Origin of the sequence: Modestobacter sp. SSW1-42 (genome assembly GCF_046635825.1) — a bacterium.
Lineage (GTDB): Bacteria > Actinomycetota > Actinomycetes > Mycobacteriales > Geodermatophilaceae > Modestobacter.
This window is the reverse complement of record NZ_JBISCA010000001.1, coordinates 211,322-227,574: the sequence shown is the minus strand read 5'-3', so window position 1 is coordinate 227,574 and position 16,253 is coordinate 211,322. Positions and strand designations below refer to the sequence as shown.

Here is a 16,253-nt window from a genome sequence, read left to right as displayed (position 1 = left end):
AGCTCAGGTGGTCGTATTGCAATGATCTGATCGATCCGACCGCCTCGATGAAGGGAACCGCCATGCTGGGCGAGGTCGACCGGCTGATCGCCGCTGCTCTCGTCGCCTCGCCGCGCGCCCCGTGGGCCGAGGTCGCCCGCGCCACCGGCGTCTCCGAGGCGACGGTCTCCCGGCGGGCTTCCCGCCTGCTCGCCTCGGGTCGGGTGCGCCCCATCGCCAGCCTCGACGTCCTCGCGGTGGACTCCGGGACGCCGGTCTTCATCGGCCTCCGCTGCGCCACCGGCACCGCGCTGGCCGTCGCCGAGGAGCTCGCCCGCTGGCCGGAGGTGCGCTTCGTGGCGCTCCTGTCGGGCACCACGGACGTACTGATCGAGGTGGTGGTCGGCGACAAGGAGGAGCTCCTCGCGCTCAGCCAGGAGAAGCTGCCCCGGGTGCCCGGGGTGACCGGCTGCCGGTCCGAGGTGATCATGCGCCGCTACGCGACCGGTGCCACCTGGGACCCGGGCGTGCTCGACCCGGCGACGGTGGACCGGCTGCACGCCCAGCGGCCCGACCGCTGGGACCGCGCCCAGCCCACCGAGTCCGCCCGGGCACCGGACGCCGTCGACCGCGCGCTGGCAGCCAGCCTGGGCCGCGACGGGCGGGCCGGCTGGCGGGAGCTGGCCGCGCGGTGCGGGCTGACCGAGACCTCGGCCCGCCGGCGCACCGAGGCCATGCTGGCCTCCGGCGCGCTGCGGCTGCGCACCCTGGTCCGCCCCGAGGACCTCGGCCTGAGCGTGTCGGCCTACCTGTGGTTCCGGGTGCACCCCGCGCGGGTCGACCCGGTCGCCCGTGAGCTGGCCGCCCGTCGCGAGGTGGTCCTGCTGTGCTCCGCCGCGGGGACGACGAACCTCTGCGCGGAGGTGGCCCTGCCGCGCTACGCGGACCTGCACCTCTTCCTCACCGACACCCTCGGCGCGATCCCCGGCGTCCGCGACGTGGAGGTCTCGGTGGTGCTGCGGGTCCTGGAGCGGGCCGGGCTGAGGGCGTCGTCCGAGGGCTACTCGTAGAGCACGTACTCCGGCTGGGGCGTGAGCGCGAGGACCTCGGCCGGGGTCATCAGCGGGCCTGACCGGACGTCCTCCTCGTAGAAGAGCTTGAAGCCGGCGTGCACGAACGGTGGCGTCCCGGCCATCACCCGCTGGTAGGTGCCGACCTTGTCGGCGGCCGCGCCGATGCCGTCGACGCTCTTGACCACCGCGACCCCGGGCCGGTCGACCAGGGCCTCCTGGCCGGTGACGATGTCGGCGTGCAGCTGGTGGTAGAGCATCACCTTCTGCGGCAGCCGGTTCGCTGCCACCAGCCCGTCGAGGTAGGCCGAGACGCCGTCGAGCTCGGCGCCGGTGGTGGAGCCGAAGACGTCGCCGGGCACCTCACCGGGGTCGACGGCCCACTCCGGGTCCAGCGCCAGGCCGACGTCGGGCTGGGTCAGCCACTCCTCGTAGTACTGGACGGCGGGCAGGAAGTCGCCGGTGCCGGGCTGGATGCCCAGCAGCAGCACCCCGCCGGCCGCGCGGGCGGCGTCCAGGTACGCCTGCACGGTCGCGTCGTCGGCGGCGGTGGCGTAGGTGCCGTTCGGCCCGGGCTCCGGGTGCGCGGTGGTGGCGATGAGCTCGAGGGTCGGCAGCACCCGCCGGTCGGCGCCGTAGGGCGCGGCCTGCTCCCGCAGCTCGCCGGTGGCCGCGGCGAGGTCGCCGGTCATCGGACCGAGCGCCGGCGAGCCCGGGGCGCCGGAGAAGCCGACCAGCCGGTTGCCGGGGAAGACCTCGGTGCCGCCCCCGGGCAGCTCGACCTGGGTCGGCGTCGGGGTGGGGGTCGGCGTGGGCGTCGGCGCGGCTGACGTCGGGGCGGACGTGGGCGCGGCGGCCTGCGGATCGCCGTCCGCGGCCCCGCCGCACCCGGCGGTCAGCAGCAGCACGGCGACCGGGACGGCGGCGACGCGGGACGGGAGGGTCGGGTGCACGGCGGTCCACCCTCGTCCGGACGCCGCCCGCGGGCAAGCCGGCCGGTCAGGCGAGCTGGTGCTGACCTGCCCGGGCCAGCTCCGCGCGGTGGGCGGTGAGCCAGCCGGGCACCGCGTCGGCGGTCATCGGCCGGGCGATGAAGTAGCCCTGCGCGTAGACGCAGCCGAGCTCGGTGACCAGGGCCAGCTGGTCGGCGGTCTCGACGCCCTCGGCCAGGCTGCGCATGCCGCACGCCGAGGCCAGCCCGACGACGGCGGCGATCGCCGCGGCGGACTCGCTGCGCCGGCCGGCGGTGCTGGCGATGAGGCTGCGGTCCATCTTGAGCACCCCGGCCGGGATGGAGACCAGCTGGCTGAGGGAGGAGAAGCCGCTGCCGAAGTCGTCGATGGAGACCTCGACCCCGGCGATCCGCAGCTGCGCGAACTGGGCGGCGGCCCGCAGCGGGTCCTCCGCGACGCTGGTCTCGGTCAGCTCGAGCAGCAGCCGCTCCGGCGCCAGCCCGGACTCCTCCAGGGCGTCGAGGACGTCGGCGACGAGCGTGCCGGTGGCGAAGTGGGCGGCGCTGATGTTGACCCCGGTGATCAGCGGCAGCCCGTCGTACTCCCACGCGACGGCCTGCCGGGTGGCCTCGGCCAGCACCCACCGGGTCAGCGGGACGACGATGCCGTACTGCTCGGCCAGCGGGACGAAGTCGCAGGGGGCGAGCAGCCCGCGGGTGGGGTGCTGCCAGCGGACCAGCGCCTCCATGCCGGTCACCTCGCCGGTGGGCAGGTGCAGCACGGGCTGGTAGTGCAGCACGAGCTGGCCGGCGTCGATGGCCTCGCGCAGCTCGGCGGCGACCAGCACCCGCTGCTCGACGGCCGAGCGCAGGTCGGGGGTGAAGACGCGCACCCGGTTGCGGCCGGCGGCCTTGGCCGCGTACATGGCCAGGTCGGCGTCCCGGACGAGGTCGGTGGAGCGCAGGCCCTCGGCGACGGCGGGTGCACCGGCCACGCCGATGCTCACGGTCAGCCGGGTCGAGCGCTCCCCGAGGTCGAAGGGCTGGTCGAAGGTGCGCTGGAACCGCTCGGCCAGCGCGAGCGCGCCCTCGATGTCGCAGTCGCGGCACAGCACGACGAACTCGTCGCCGCCCAGCCGCCCGACGGTGTCCAGGGTGCGGGTGCTGCCGCTCAGCCGGGCGGCCAGCTCGCGCAGCAGGTGGTCGCCGACCTCGTGGCCGAGGGTGTCGTTGACGTCCTTGAAGCCGTCGGCGTCCAGGAACAGCACGCTCACCGGTCCGCGGCCGGGACGGCGCAGCTCGGCGTCGATCAGCTCGTGCAGGTGGGCGCGGTTGGGCAGGTCGGTGAGGTGGTCGTGCCGGGCCCGCCGGTCCGAGGCCTGCTCGGCGGCGACCCGGGAGGTGATGTCGGTGTGGGTGACGACGACCCGGCCGGACTGGTCGGCCCGGGAGGCCTGCAGGTGGTACCAGCGCACCCCGGCGACCGTGGTCAGCGCGTAGTCGACCGCGACCAGCGAGCGCGTGCCGGCGGCCAGGTCGCGCAGCTCGTCGATGCGGGCGCGGTTGACCTCGTCGTCGGCGAGGCTGCGGATGACCTCGAAGTAGTTGCCCCCGACCCCGACCCGCAGGCGCCCGTCGGCCAGCAGATCGCCGGCGGCCCGCCAGGCGGAGTTGACCAGCAGCATCGTGCCGTCGGCGTCGATGAGCACGGTCGGTGACGGCAGCGCGTCCAGGACGCCGGCCACCAGGTCCGCGTGCGCGCGGTCGACCTCCTGGCCCTGGCCGAGGTCGTGGGGCAGCGGCAGCCGATCGGTCCCTCGTGGCACGTGCACCCCCTCTGCTGGAAGTCCTCGGGCGGCCGGGCCGGCTCGTCCGCGTCCAGGACTCATCGGCATCGCCGGCCACTGCTGCACCTCCGCGTGCTAAGAGGAACCGTAAAGGGTGAGAGGCCACGAGGCCCACGGTTCTTGCGGAGATCGTGCGGATCTCTGGAGCGCGGCTCCAGGACGGGCCCGCAGGCTCGGGGCATGGACATCGAGAGCGCCCACGCCCTGCTGGCCGAGCTGGAGCTGCGGGAGGTCGAGGACCTGGACGCCGCGTGGTTCGACGCCGAGCTGGCCGAGCTGCTGCCGCTGGCCTGAGGCTGCACCGGCGCCGGTCCCGGAGGACGCTGGCGACGAGGACCGACGACGTTCCTCGGCTCGGGAGGGCAGACCGATGAACGTGCAGTACCGCTGCGACCAGTGCGCGGAGGTGGCCGACGCCCCGGCCGCCGTCGGGTGGGTGGAGGTGCGGCCGCTGGGCGGGCACCCGCTGCTGCCGCAGGACCCCGTCCACCTGTGCCGGCTCTGCTGGGCCCGCACCAGCTCGGCCACCGCGGGTCCGTGCCCGGCCGACGGGGCGCCCCAGCTCAGCGAGCACGTGCAGAACCGCGACACCGTGCAGTGACCGGGTCCTCCGCCCCCTGACCAGCAGGTCCTCGGTCCCGCGACGAGGGATCTCGGACCCGCTGTGCGGCCCCGCCGCCGTCCCTAGCGTCGGAGGTGGCGCCGGTCCCGGCGCCGAGGTCGTCGGCCGTCGCGGCCGACGGGGTGGAGGAGTCGCCATGAGCGTGCAGACCGAACAGCGTCCCGCCGTCGCCGGCCGGTCGACCGGGACCGGGGCCACCGCCTCACGGACCACCCCGCCCGCGCAGCCGCGCGGCCGGCGGCTGCTGGAGGACCGCAGCTGGCTGCTGTGGAGCATCGCGCTCGCCAGCAGCGTCCTGGTGTTCGTGGCCCTCGTCGCGCTGACCGCGCTGGCCGGCGGGGACGGCTACCCGCACTGAGCCGGCGTGCCCGGTCCCGTGCTCCCCCGGTCGGCCGCCGGTCCCGACGGGCGGGACCGACGGCCGGTGGCGGTCAGACGGCCGGCTTCGCCGGTGTGTAGAGCCAGGTGGCGAAGAAGCCGTCGAGCTGCTTGCCGCTGACCTGCTCGGCGAGCGCGACGAAGTCGGCGGTGGTCACCGTGCCGAAGCGGTGCTCGGTGGTCCACCGGCGCAGCAGGGTCGCGAACGCCTTCTCCCCGATCTGCGTGCGCAGCGCGAACAGGGTGGCCGCGCCGCGGTCGTAGGTGGCACCGGCGAACAGGTCGGCGGCCCCCGGATCGGCGGGCAGGACGGTCCAGAACTCGTCGTCCGCCGGGACGGCCAGGACGTCGTCGAACTGCTGCTGCAGGGTGGCCCGGCCGTTGTGCTCGTTCCACAGCCACTCGCTGTAGACGGCGAAGCCCTCGTTGAGCCAGATGTCGTCCCACTGCTCGGGGGTGACGGAGTTGCCGACCCACTGGTGGGCGAGCTCGTGCAGCACCGTCGACTCGCTGGCCTGGCGCGAGTAGACCGGCTTGGTCTGCGTCTCGAGGGCGTAGCCGACGCTGTCGTCGTCGACGATCGAGCCGAACGACGTGAACGGGTAGGGCCCGTAGACGGTCTCCAGGAACGCCAGCATCGCCGGCTCCTTCGCCAGCGCCGCCGTGGTCGTCGTCCGCGCCCGGCCGGTGATGTCGCGGTCGATGAAGTCGTAGATCGGCTGGCCGTGCACGCCGAGCTGGGTGGTCAGCTCGTAGTCGCCGATCGAGGCGGTGGCGAGGTAGCTGGCCATGGGCTCGCGGTTGTGCCAGCGCCAGGTGGTCCTGCCGTTGGCGGTGGTCGGCCTGCCCACGGGGTCGCCGTTGGCGACGGCGGTCTTGCCGGCGGGCACGGTGATGACGAAGTCGTAGGTGGCCTTGTCGCTGGGGACGTCGTTGACCGGGAACCAGGTGCCGGCGCCCTCGGGCTCGTTGACCACGATCGCGCCGTCGGGGGTGCTCACCCAGCCGTACAGCTCGCCGCTGACGTCGGTGGGCCGCCCGGGGACGCCGCCGTAGGTGACCGCGACCTGGTGCGTCGTGTGCCTGATCGCCTTCACCGGGACGACGAGCTCGCCGCCGCGGCCGTCGACGCCGGGCTCCTGGCTGAACGGCACGGTGCGCCCGTCGACGACGACCTTGCTGACGGTGAGCCCGCGCAGGTCGAGGCTGAGGCTGCTGAGGTCGGAGGTGGCCTGCAGGACCAGCGCGGCGGTGCCGTCGAGCCGCCCGGTGGCCGGGTCGTACGCCAGGTCCAGCCGGTAGTTCTGGACGTCGTAGCCGCCGTTGCCCGACGCCGGGAAGTAGGGGTCACCGCCCGAGGTGCTGCCCGGGGCGTAGGCGGGGGCGGCGAACGCGGGCGTGGCCGCGACGACCGGCAGGATCCCGGCGAGGACGACGGTCGTGGCGACCAGGGAGCGCTTCATGCGGCGGACGCTAGGCACTCCCTGTGACATCCGCATGACGATCACCGGTCTGCCCTGTGCACCGCGCCTTCCGCCCAGGCCTGCTCAACTTCTGCTTTGCGTTGGTCGTAAGTGTCGCTACGGTGTGACGCACAGCACAGGGTCAACGCACGAGGTCGCACCGTGACGCAGCGGGCGACCGACCTGCGGCGATGCTGCGCGCCCATGTGACGACCGAGGGGGATCCATGAAGTCGACTGCCAGCCTGCGGGCCGTGCTCGTCGCCGTCCTGTCCGCTCTGCTGTTCATCGGCCTCGCCGGCCCGGCGAGCGCCGCTCCACCACAGGCGAAGGGCTCCGGTGGCGCCGAGTGCGCCGGCCGTGGGGTCCCGCTGAGCAAGACCTCGATCCAGCTCTACACGTTCGCCGGCTACATCGGCGGCGGCGCCGGTGAGCAGGCCCGGCACGAGGAGGTGCTGCGCCGGCTGGCCGAGACGGGCTACCGCAACGTCGAGCCGTACACGCTCAGCGGCTGGACCGCCCAGCAGTACGCCGACCTGCTCGACCGGTACGGCCTCAAGGCCTCGGCTCGGCACGTGGACGTCGGCTCGCAGGTGACCCCCGCCGACATCGACCAGATCCTGGCCGACAACCGCACCCTGGGCATCAAGTACTTCGGCTCGGGCAGCTCGGCCGGCGCCCCCTGGGTCGGTCAGCTGGAGACCGAGGCCGACTGGGTCGCCTACGCGCAGTACCTGGACGCCGTCGGTGCGCAGGCGCGCCAGGCCGGCCAGACGCTGTTCGTGCACAACCACGACTTCGAGTTCACGACCACCTTCGACGGGCAGACCGCCTTCGACATCCTGATGCAGAACACGTCGCCGAAGAACCTGGTCTCCCAGCTCGACGTCTACTGGGTCTCCTTCGCCGGCCTGGACCCGGCCGACGTGGTCGAGCAGTACGGCAAGCGGATCCAGCTGTTCCACGTCAAGGACCTCAACGAGGACCTGGACCGGCGGATCGAGATCGTCGGCCGCGGCGACATCGACTTCCCCTCGATCTTCGCCGCCGGCACGGGCATCAAGTACTACGTCGTCGAGCACGACCCGCGCTTCGGCGACCCGACCTTCGACCCGTTCCAGGCCGCACGGGAGGGCCTGGCCTACCTCCGCTGCGTCACCTTCTGACGCAGTCGGACAGCAGGGGCGGCCCCGGGGGACATCCGGGGCCGCCCCTCAGCCGTCCACGTACCGGTCGCGCTCGACGAACTGGCCGGTGGCGGGATCGTCCGCCGCCCGTCGCCTCCCACCGATCGTGCGCCGCACGACTCGTGGACTCCATCACCCCCGCGGGTCATCGGCGGCCACTCCCGTCGACGGGCCGACGACCTGCCGATAGGGACGGGAGCGGGTCGACCGGGCCGCTGCGGGGACGACCGACGGAGTGAGGGTCACCATGGGATCGACCGGTGCCGGCGAACTGCCCGCCGTCCAGCTGCAGGCTGCCATCTCGCTCCTCTCCAGCGCTGCGGCCGACCGCGGCTGGGGTGCGGAGCCGACGGTGCGGCCGTGCCGCGGCGGCCGCATCCAGGTGGAGGGGATCGGGAAGCTGGACGCCGCCGTGGTGTTCCAGGCTGCCCGCGGGCTGGTCGGCGCGCTCATCGACGATCTCGCCACCGTCACCGGCGTCGACCTGGACGCCGTCGTCACACCGTGGCTGACAGCGCTGGCGGTGCAGGAGGCCGCGGCGTCGTGGTCGGTCCCCACTGACGCCTTGCGCGCCTGACTGCTCCCTGCCGATCCGCAGCCGCCGGGTCGGCACCCGCGGCGGTCCGCCCGGCGATCCGTCCGGGCGTCGCAGGCGGAGACGTCCGGTGAGCGAGCCGGTCGTGGGACGCTCGCGGGTGTGGCTGCCCGCTCCCTGGTCTGTTCGGCCCTCATCTCGGCTCTGGCGTTGAGCGCCTCGGCCGGGTGCGGCGTCACCCCTGAGGACTCGGGACGGGCCCTGGTGTGGGAGGACGACTTCGACGGTCCCGCCGGCTCCTTCCCGGACGCAGCGTCCTGGAGCCCGGAGACCGGCGGTGGCGGCTGGGGCAACGAGGAACTGCAGACCTACACCAGCGAGCCGGCGAACGTGGGACTGGACGGTGCGGGCAACCTCGTCATCACCGCCCGCGCTCAGGGCGAGGGCGCGCAGACCCGGTGGACCTCGGCGCGCATCACGACCTTCGGCAAGCGCACCTTCCAGTTCGGCCGGGTGGAGGTGCGCGCGCACGTGCCCTCCGGCGCAGGCATCTGGCCGGCAGCCTGGACGCTCGGGCGGAACATCCAGGACGTCGGGTGGCCGCGGTCCGGGGAGATCGACGTCATCGAGTCGATCGGGGACGCGAGGACCGCCCTGCAGACGCTGCACGGCCCTCGGGGGGACGGCGGCCACTGGTACGAGACGACGAGCACGCCGGTGGACCGCCCGCTCTCCGCGGGCTTCCACACCTACAGCGCGGAGTGGACCGCCGAGGGCATCACCTTCGGCATCGACGACCGCACCACCGGAACGCTCACCCCGGCCGACGTCCCCGAGGGCGGCACGTGGCCGTTCACCGCACCGCAGTACCTGCTGCTCAACGTGGCAGTAGGGGGGCGACTTCCGGGCCCGCCCGATGCGACGACTCCCCGGCGAGCACCGATGCTCGTGGACTGGGTGCGCGTGTACGCCCCAGCATGACCCGCCGGTCGGTCAGCCGACCGACCGAGTCGCGGTGACGTCCACGCGCTCCCCCACGCGCCGGGCCCGGGGCCAGAGCCGAGAGCCCAGCGGCCTCCAGCGGGGACGGCATGACCGCGGCAGCAGGGAGGGCACGGGCGCCCGGTCGCGGCACGGCGGCCAGTGCCCTGCGGGCGTCGGCGACGAGCAACACGGCCCGCTGCGGCAGGTCCGCGGCCGGGATGGCGAGCATGGCGATGATCGTCGCGGTGCCCCAGAAGACCATCGGCCAGCCTGTGTACCCCAGCGCGGCACCGGAGACCAGGCTCGCCGCCATGACGACTGCGACCGCCAGGTGTGTGCGGAAGACGGCCATGGGCGTGAGGGCGGCCTCGTCGCCGCCGCCCTTGGGGGTGACCTTGAACACCAGCCGCTTCCCCACCAGCACGTACACCAGCGCCAGGGCGTAGATGGGCTGGACGATGGTGCCCACCAGGCGGCCGGGCAGCAGCAGGCCGCTCTCCTCGCCGGGGCGGACATGGAACCGCTGCATCCACAGGTGGTGGACCTGCCGCCAGGCCAGGTACGGCAGGTAGGCCGCGATCAGCGGGGCCAGCGGAAGGGTGGCCGGCGTGAGGCCGGTGAAGAAGTAGAGGGCGATGAGCACGGTGCCCAGCGCGAAGGCCAGACCACTGAAGTAGTTCATCTGCAGCCAGACGTAGAAGGCGCCTCGGCGCCAGCCCAGTCCGCGCAGACTCCGTGGGGTGACCTGGAACAGCAGTGCGAAGCAGCCGTAGGCCCACCGGGCCTGCTGGTTGAAGTAGGCCAGCCACGTCGTGGGCCCCTCGCCGACGGCGAGCGCCCGAGGCACGTAGTGGCTGCGCCAGCCCGCGGCGTGCAGCTTGATGCCGGTGGCCAGGTCCTCGGTGATGTGGCCCTCGTAGAAGCCGACCGACTCCAGGGCCGCGACCCGGACGACGTGGTTGGCGCCCAGCATCATGGCCATCCCGCGGGCGTCCATGGCACGCAGGATCGGTCCGTAGAACGTGAACTGCTGCTGGGCGGCGCCTCGGGCGACGACGGACGCGGCGGTGTTGCCGTAGATCTGCGGGGTGATGACCCAGGCGGTCCGCTCATCGGCGAAGTAGCCCAGGGTGGCGGCGAGGAAGTCCCGGGTGGGGATGAAGTCGGTGTCGATCTGGGCGACGAACTCGTACTCGCTGCCGTGGGCGTCGTACCACGCGTTGTGGTTGCCCCCCTTGGTCCGGGCCGCGAACCGGCCGTGCGGCTGGTTGTAGGTCGCGATGCCCTTGCGGGAGAAGTGCTTGACGCCGAGCTCGTCGCACAGGGCCCGGGCGGCGGGGTCGTCTCCCTCGTCCAGGACCCAGGTGTCGTGCGCGTAGTCCACGGCCAGGATCGCGACCAGCGTCTCGCGCAGCATCGACAGCGGCTCACTGCTGGGCACGAAGGTCGTGATGAAGGCGACCTTCAGGCCCGGGGCAGGAGGCTGCGGAGCCCGGTACCGGGGCAGCCGGCGGCTCAGCACGTGGTTGAGGCCGTCCATGAGGATCCGGTGCCAGACGACCACCGTCAGCAGGGCGAACGTGCCCAACCCGATCCAGGACACCCGCCCGGTCTCCTCGGCAGGGAGCCGTGCCTCGGAGAACCAGAAGTGGGTGAAGAGCGCCAACGACCCGGCCCCGAAGGCGACGGACACGATCCAGACGGCGCGCTCTCTGGCGCTCATGCCTGGCCACTGCTGACGTGTCGCGCGACATTTCCCCGTGCCGGACCCATGCGTGTACCCCGTGATCTGGAGAGCCGAGAATGCGGGCCGCTCTCCGTTCGGACATCGGTGCCCGACGAGAGGGAGATCCGCACTGGAATGGCTCCCCGTTGAGCCACGCGGCAGCGAGAGCCGCCCGGAGGAGGCTGACGGGGACGTCCGGGAAATGGCAGAGAAAAGTCGACGCGATCAGGTTTGACCGGTGGAGCGATCAGCGAGCCGCCACGAAGCGTGATGACTCGAACGCGTAGGTCACCCCATTGGCGCAACGAAGGGCCTGGCCGATCGGCACCACTACCTCCATCATGCTGACGACCACCTCACTGTGCGTGATTGGTTGTGAGCAATGCGTCGGTCGGCCGACCTCTCGACAGGGCTCATCCGTCGACGCCGATCCACTGCTGTGAGGAGTTCGGCACGTGCGGCAAGAACGCACTCGAGGAAACCGGTCAGCGGCATCGCCGACTCCACGGGCCGCACTGGGGGCGCCGACCGCCCTTTTCTCGTCGCCCTGCGCCGGGTCGCCGAGGTCGTCTCCTGAATGGTCTGGCATGGCGGTGTCCGTCGGCTGCGGTCGCGGGGGTGCGCCGCCGCGACCCCCACTGCGTCGACGGCTTGCCGGACGACTCCCGGTCGGTGTCAGGTCCAGCGCGCGGCGACGGACGAGCTCACCCACGTCTCGAGCAGGTCGAGGACGTCACCGGGGCACGTACGACACCACCGCCGCGCAGTCACCGGGCCCTCCCCGGCCAGGCAACCCCGACTGGGGCGAGCTCAGCCGTCGACGTACCGGTCGCGCTCGACGACGAACTGGCCGGTGGCGGTGTTGGCGTCGACGAACTCCGGCAGCAGCGGCACCCGCACGGTCACCGTCACGCACACCGAGAACTCCTCCCCCGGCGCCAGCGACGGCGTGTAGCCGCCCGCCTCCGCGCACCCCTGCCCCACCGGGGCGTACGCCAGGACGACGTCGGCGGCCTCCACCGACTGGTCCTCCACCGCCACCCGCACCGCCGCCTCGGCCCGCGCCTGACCGGTCGCCAGGTCCGGTGCGGTGGCCAGCGCGCGCCCGGCCTCCCGCGCCGCCGCGTTGGCCGCGAACACCACGCGCTGCACCGACGAGAAGCCGGCCACCACGTAGACCAGCGGCAGGAACACGACCAGCGCGATGAACACGAACTCGACGATGGCCGACCCCTGCTCGGCGTCCGGCCCGAGCCGCGCGCGCAGCCACCTCACGGCGCCTCCTCCACGGCCCGCCCGGTCGCCGACAACGGCAGCAGGTCACCGAGCGCGGCGAAGAGGCTGGGCACCTGACCGCTGCAGCGCACGACCACCAGCGACAACCCGGTCGGGTCGACCTCCAGCTCCGACTCGCAGGCCAGCCCGGCCGCGGTCGCCGGCGACGTCGCCCGGCCGACGACCTGCAGCGTCCGGTCGGCGCCCGCGGAGGCCGGCACGTCGGCGTTGGCGCCGTAGCGGGCGCCTTCCTGGGCGCTGGCGACCACGACGTTGCGCTTTTACAGCGTCCAGTCTGGTGTCAGGGCCAGCGCTCGATCGTCCCCCGACAGGGACCGGTTCCCCAGACCGCCACACATTTTGCCTGCCGTCGCCTGGTGTCAGACACGGTATGGGCTACCAGCGGGCGTCGACTCCAGCACTGCACCGACCTGACTGTTCCTCAACGAGGAAGCAGAGTGGACCCAGCTTCCCGCCGTCGTACTCCGAATGCTGGACAGCCAGGCACGATGAGCGCTGAAAGAAGATGGCCGAACCCCCGCTGGGCCGCTGGATACAGACCGTCTCGGTCGCGCCCCCAGCCCCCGCCAAGCCGGCTTCGAGGTCTGGTGAGGGCCCGAGTGCTCGACGTCCAGTTCTCACGCCCAGACGTTGCCTCGGTGAGGTCAGCGCCTACCCATCGCAGGCGGGTCCACATTCATGCGTCGATCTCGGTTCGGTCCGGACAGAGGCTCGACTGCTGCTTGAGGCTATTCAAGCGCCTTGCTTGCGGCAGCGAACAGGGCCTCGATCCCTGCCCGCTCGTCCGCGACGAGGTCACCAGGCTCGTGGGTGGCGAGCCACTTCAGAAAGGCCCTGGCCAGTCGGTACTTGGAACGCCTTGGCACTCGCCTGGGTCTTCCGACCGCGCACCCGCACCGCCCTGTGACCCGAAGCATGTACGTCTGGCTAATCGCTGCGGGGGTGGCTGCTGGCGTCACACTTCCATGTCGGCGATGCACTGCCGGTCACTGAACGATGCTGGTCAATCCTCCAGGAGCGCGCTTAGTGCGGTGCTTCGCATCGAACGATGCTCCATGGCCCCCTGGTAATAGCGCTCCCCACCCGCCCGGATAATTGCACGGGCGATTACAGCGCCAGCCGTGTCGTCGAGCCGACGAAGCCAATCGACGGTGGCGTTGAGTTGCGGCCACCTGTCCCACTGCTGTTCCGCCTCGAAGAAGGCTGCTCCAACATCCTCAGCGTCATCCAACTCGTCCTGATCGATGAGCTCGCGAAGGACTGCGAACGCCCAGCCAAGTGGAACGTTCGCGTAGTCGAAGTTTCGATTCCCCCAGTCCGCGTCCCGCAGCGTGCGACACATCGTGACTGCCACGCGAGCCGCCTCGCTGGGAGCGTCAGCGGTCCATCGAGCGACCAGGCCGCGCTCCATGGGAGCCAAGTCGTCGAGTAGCAGCCGCTCGTTCGTCAGGTTGCCCCGCACAACTTCTCGGACCTGCTCTAGGTCGACTCGATGCTGGCCGAGCAAGTCCCTCAACGTGGCTCGCGGCGACGCTGCCGGGGCCGCAATCAACCGCTCAAGTCGCTGACCTAGGGCGTCAAGAGTCGCGGGGCGAGCGGCCGCATCGTTGTCTGTGGCGCTCGCGATCAGGCCGCGTAGTCGACCACTGGGAAGGAGCGGCACGAAAGGAAGGGGGCGCCTGTCCGTGAGGAGCCAGGCAAGCAGCCGACCGGCGCTGTAGACGTCAGCACGACGATCGACCTGGTGAGCGTCATCCCAGGTCTCGGGCGCGGCATAGCCAGGAGTACCGAGGCCAGTGCCAGTCGATGTGAGGTGCTGCGTCGTCTCGCCGATCGGTCGCCGCACGAGGCCAAAGTCCGCAACTACCCACCGCCGACCCGAGGGCATAGCGGGGTCAACCAAGGCCAAGACGTTCGCGGGCGTCACGTCACGGTGAACAAGTCCATCTTCATGAGCGTCTCGAAGACCGTCCGCCAGCGCTGCTACGACCTCCACTGCAAGGGTTTCAGGATCGTTGCCTAGGTGTCCTCCGCGCCAGAGGTGGAACAGGTTACCTTCGGCCACCGGCATGGCGAACCACGGCTCGTCGATATCCGCGTCGAGAACCGGCATGACGTGTGGACCAGCAAACTCCCGCTGCACGTCGATCTCACGCCGCATTCGCTCTTCAGCCAGAAAGACGGGCAGCGGCCGCTTTAAGGCAACCTGTCCGCCACCCACCAAAGGTTGAGCCAAAGATACGACTGCGAATCCCCCTCGCCCGATCTCAGACAAGATTTGGTATCGGTTAGTGGCCGGTCCGGACATCACGCATTCCTCAGGTCGATTCGGGCACTGAAGCGGCTAAGACGTCAGCGGCAAACTTACCAACCGGACCCACGCAAGGAGGACTTGGCGAGAGTTGAATAAACACCCGGGGGCGTGGAGTTCAACCTAAGGTAGGTCGCCATCCCAAGATGCCGTCCGGCTCGGATATAAAGTGCGCCACCGTTAGCAATTGCGAGACCCGCGGACGCCAGTACCCTGGCGTGGGCTGCGACTGCGGCGTTCGTAATGACCCCGATATGCCGACACTTACGGCCTACGCGCCCCGGTCGTCGATAGGTCGACCCGCCGAGCGTTTGTGTGGTTGACCGCACTATGAGAACAGCCTCGTTGCCGTCTATCGCAGGCGCCCATTCAGGCGCTGCAAGAAGTTGTCCGAGCTATCAACGATGAGACGCGACTGCAGAGTTCGTGACGTCTGATCCCAGGCGGCCTGTCGATGCTCCGAGAAGAAAGCATCGAGCGACCTGCCGGGAAACGGATCGACCCACCACTCGTCCAAGTTGTCATTGCCGATTCCACTGAGCCACGCATTCATGTCTCGGTCACGCATACTGCACCCGATCCAGACCCATGGCACGTGACCGTCCTTAACGACCACGTTTAGCGCACTCCGCACGTCATCATGGAGACCGGCAGCAGTTGTATCGATACTGGCCACCATGGAGTCGGGTTCCTCAATCGAACCATGCAGTTTGAAGATCGGGACTGGCTGATCCAAGTCGCCAGCGACGTACGCTTCAACGCTTTCGCGTGCAGCTGCAAACTCTTCTGGCCTTCGGAGGACTTGAGTAACATTCTCGACGCCATTTTCTATGAGACGGTCGAAGTTAACCGTCATGAATACGATCGGCCTTTTCTTCGCTCTAATGAGATCGTGGATAGCTTCGTGACCCTCGCTCCTGAAGCTCAAAGCTCGTTCGCATTCATCCGAGATCGTGCGAACGATTTGCGTCTGAGCTCTGGGGCGATCCCCAAGCTCATGGAATGTTTCGCGCAACACCCGTTCTAGCGTGAGGGTCCGCAAGAAGGCACTACGGTTCTGGCGCTCGTCACCGATGAACCTGTCCATCCCGTGGAGGTACTCGAAGAATCGGTCGGCCAAGAGTTCGTCGTCGACATCTCCGCCGAGGAGCTCGCGAAGCGCAACGTCGCGATAGACGTCTCCCAAACTGATCCGCGCGCCCGCCGACGCACCAGCGCCTAGGAAGAGCACTACCGGACCCTCGTGGGCCTCAATAGTTCTAAGGGCCCCACTGGTCGGCCATTGAGTTCGCTTGAGAATCCTGTCGTCCCGAGCGATGTAGTCGATGCGCGGCTGCCTGCGCAAGTCGACAGCCGGGTCGAAGCGCCCACTGAGTAGGCCAACTATCGTGCGCTTCCCAGTGAGGGACAGGACGCTCGGATCGACTGTGAGTAAGCGCCATAGCAACTCGCTTCGCCCTGAGTCTGCGTCCTCCATCCCAGCCACAAGGATGGTTATCTCGGACCGAGCTAACGCATCGCTGGACACGACCGCCGCAGCGCGGAGGATCGTCCGCAGCGATCTCGAAGTACTGGCAGCGTCGGGCAAGCCTTTTATGCCTGCCACCACTCGTGAGCGCCGCTCTGAGATTTCGACAGTTCCTGGCAGCGCATTAGCCACACCCGTCAGTACCCCAGCAACTATCGCGGCCCGCTGAGCGTCAACGGGGCCAGGCGGATCGCTCCATTCAGCGTCCTCGGCCGATAGGTTGTATAGCTGACCACCGTATCGTTCAATCCCGGCCTTCAGCAGCGGAACGTCGGCATCGACGTTGTGATGCATGCACGCGACGCGATGTGGTTCGTCCGACCTCGCCTGGTGTTCCTCGAGGAGGTGGGTAAGCAACCTTAACGTCGGCCAGTAG

Annotated in this window: 14 protein-coding genes; 6 read left to right on the top strand and 8 right to left on the bottom strand. The window is 70.5% G+C overall.

The window, feature by feature from the left end:
* Nucleotides 1–47 precede the first annotated feature (47 nt).
* A complete protein-coding gene (locus ACGBYP_RS01180; RefSeq protein ID WP_411581437.1) occupies nucleotides 48–1,049 on the top strand; it encodes an Lrp/AsnC family transcriptional regulator in 1,002 nt (333 codons plus the stop codon).
* On the opposite strand, the gene ACGBYP_RS01175 is transcribed toward ACGBYP_RS01180, so the two are convergent.
* Entirely contained in the window at nucleotides 1,040–2,002 is a 963-nt protein-coding gene (locus ACGBYP_RS01175) for a hypothetical protein (protein ID WP_411581436.1), read from the bottom strand. The two genes, ACGBYP_RS01180 and ACGBYP_RS01175, sit on opposite strands and share 10 nt — an antisense overlap.
* 46 nt (nucleotides 2,003–2,048) lie before the next feature.
* Nucleotides 2,049–3,827 carry a putative bifunctional diguanylate cyclase/phosphodiesterase gene (locus ACGBYP_RS01170; protein ID WP_411581435.1) on the bottom strand — a complete coding sequence of 593 codons (1,779 nt, stop codon included), beginning with the start codon at nucleotides 3,825–3,827 and terminating at the stop codon, nucleotides 2,049–2,051.
* A 391-nt stretch (nucleotides 3,828–4,218) separates the two neighbouring features.
* On the opposite strand from ACGBYP_RS01170, the gene ACGBYP_RS01165 reads away from it, so the two are divergent.
* The gene (locus ACGBYP_RS01165) at nucleotides 4,219–4,449 is read left to right on the top strand and encodes a hypothetical protein (protein WP_411581434.1); all 231 of its coding nucleotides are present in this window, start codon (nucleotides 4,219–4,221) and stop codon (nucleotides 4,447–4,449) included.
* A 157-nt stretch (nucleotides 4,450–4,606) separates the two neighbouring features.
* Nucleotides 4,607–4,828 carry a hypothetical protein gene (locus ACGBYP_RS01160; protein WP_411581433.1) on the top strand — a complete coding sequence of 74 codons (222 nt, stop codon included), beginning with the start codon at nucleotides 4,607–4,609 and terminating at the stop codon, nucleotides 4,826–4,828.
* A gap of 73 nt (nucleotides 4,829–4,901) precedes the next feature.
* On the opposite strand, the gene ACGBYP_RS01155 is transcribed toward ACGBYP_RS01160, so the two are convergent.
* Complete coding sequence (locus tag ACGBYP_RS01155; protein WP_411581432.1) at nucleotides 4,902–6,311, bottom strand: M1 family metallopeptidase; 1,410 nt, start codon at nucleotides 6,309–6,311, stop codon at nucleotides 4,902–4,904.
* Between the two features lie 226 nt (nucleotides 6,312–6,537).
* Here ACGBYP_RS01155 and ACGBYP_RS01150 point away from each other — a divergent pair, with 226 nt between their 5' ends.
* The 3 genes from ACGBYP_RS01150 to ACGBYP_RS01140 all read left to right on the top strand — a co-directional run bounded on the left by ACGBYP_RS01150 (nucleotide 6,538) and on the right by ACGBYP_RS01140 (nucleotide 9,013).
* Nucleotides 6,538–7,476 (top strand): sugar phosphate isomerase/epimerase family protein, encoded by a 939-nt coding sequence (locus tag ACGBYP_RS01150; RefSeq protein WP_411581431.1) that lies wholly within the window; start codon nucleotides 6,538–6,540, stop codon nucleotides 7,474–7,476.
* Nucleotides 7,477–7,744: 268 nt separating this feature from the next.
* Nucleotides 7,745–8,074, top strand: coding sequence for a hypothetical protein (locus ACGBYP_RS01145; protein ID WP_411581430.1), 330 nt, complete (start codon nucleotides 7,745–7,747; stop codon nucleotides 8,072–8,074).
* Nucleotides 8,075–8,242: 168 nt separating this feature from the next.
* Entirely contained in the window at nucleotides 8,243–9,013 is a 771-nt protein-coding gene (locus ACGBYP_RS01140; RefSeq protein WP_411581429.1) for a glycoside hydrolase family 16 protein, read from the top strand.
* Here the strand turns inward: ACGBYP_RS01140 and ACGBYP_RS01135 are convergent.
* From ACGBYP_RS01135 to ACGBYP_RS01115, 5 genes are all read right to left on the bottom strand, one after another.
* Entirely contained in the window at nucleotides 8,910–10,739 is a 1,830-nt protein-coding gene (locus tag ACGBYP_RS01135; RefSeq protein WP_411581428.1) for a glycosyltransferase family 2 protein, read from the bottom strand. The two genes, ACGBYP_RS01140 and ACGBYP_RS01135, sit on opposite strands and share 104 nt — an antisense overlap.
* 813 nt (nucleotides 10,740–11,552) lie before the next feature.
* Entirely contained in the window at nucleotides 11,553–12,017 is a 465-nt protein-coding gene (locus ACGBYP_RS01130) for a hypothetical protein (protein ID WP_411581427.1), read from the bottom strand.
* Complete coding sequence (locus tag ACGBYP_RS01125; RefSeq protein WP_411581426.1) at nucleotides 12,014–12,286, bottom strand: pilus assembly protein; 273 nt, start codon at nucleotides 12,284–12,286, stop codon at nucleotides 12,014–12,016. Before ACGBYP_RS01125 ends, ACGBYP_RS01130 begins: the two co-directional genes overlap by 4 nt.
* 755 nt (nucleotides 12,287–13,041) lie before the next feature.
* The gene (locus ACGBYP_RS01120) at nucleotides 13,042–14,346 is read right to left on the bottom strand and encodes a serine/threonine-protein kinase (protein WP_411581425.1); all 1,305 of its coding nucleotides are present in this window, start codon (nucleotides 14,344–14,346) and stop codon (nucleotides 13,042–13,044) included.
* Nucleotides 14,347–14,701: 355 nt separating this feature from the next.
* Entirely contained in the window at nucleotides 14,702–16,171 is a 1,470-nt protein-coding gene (locus ACGBYP_RS01115) for an SIR2 family protein (RefSeq protein WP_411581424.1), read from the bottom strand.
* Nucleotides 16,172–16,253: the final 82 nt, after the last annotated feature.

Excerpts from the sequence above, each read along its gene's own strand:
- ACGBYP_RS01180 (WP_411581437.1), top strand. The coding sequence starts at position 48 with ATGAAGGGAACCGCCATGCTGGGCGAGGTCGACCGGCTGATCGCCGCT.
- ACGBYP_RS01165 (WP_411581434.1), top strand. The coding sequence starts at position 4,219 with ATGAACGTGCAGTACCGCTGCGACCAGTGCGCGGAGGTGGCCGACGCC.
- ACGBYP_RS01160 (WP_411581433.1), top strand. The coding sequence starts at position 4,607 with ATGAGCGTGCAGACCGAACAGCGTCCCGCCGTCGCCGGCCGGTCGACC.
- ACGBYP_RS01155 (WP_411581432.1), bottom strand. The coding sequence starts at position 6,311 with ATGAAGCGCTCCCTGGTCGCCACGACCGTCGTCCTCGCCGGGATCCTG.
- ACGBYP_RS01150 (WP_411581431.1), top strand. The coding sequence starts at position 6,538 with ATGAAGTCGACTGCCAGCCTGCGGGCCGTGCTCGTCGCCGTCCTGTCC.
- ACGBYP_RS01145 (WP_411581430.1), top strand. The coding sequence starts at position 7,745 with ATGGGATCGACCGGTGCCGGCGAACTGCCCGCCGTCCAGCTGCAGGCT.
- ACGBYP_RS01135 (WP_411581428.1), bottom strand. The coding sequence starts at position 10,739 with ATGAGCGCCAGAGAGCGCGCCGTCTGGATCGTGTCCGTCGCCTTCGGG.
- ACGBYP_RS01120 (WP_411581425.1), bottom strand. The coding sequence starts at position 14,346 with ATGTCCGGACCGGCCACTAACCGATACCAAATCTTGTCTGAGATCGGG.
- ACGBYP_RS01115 (WP_411581424.1), bottom strand. The coding sequence starts at position 16,171 with ATGCATCACAACGTCGATGCCGACGTTCCGCTGCTGAAGGCCGGGATT.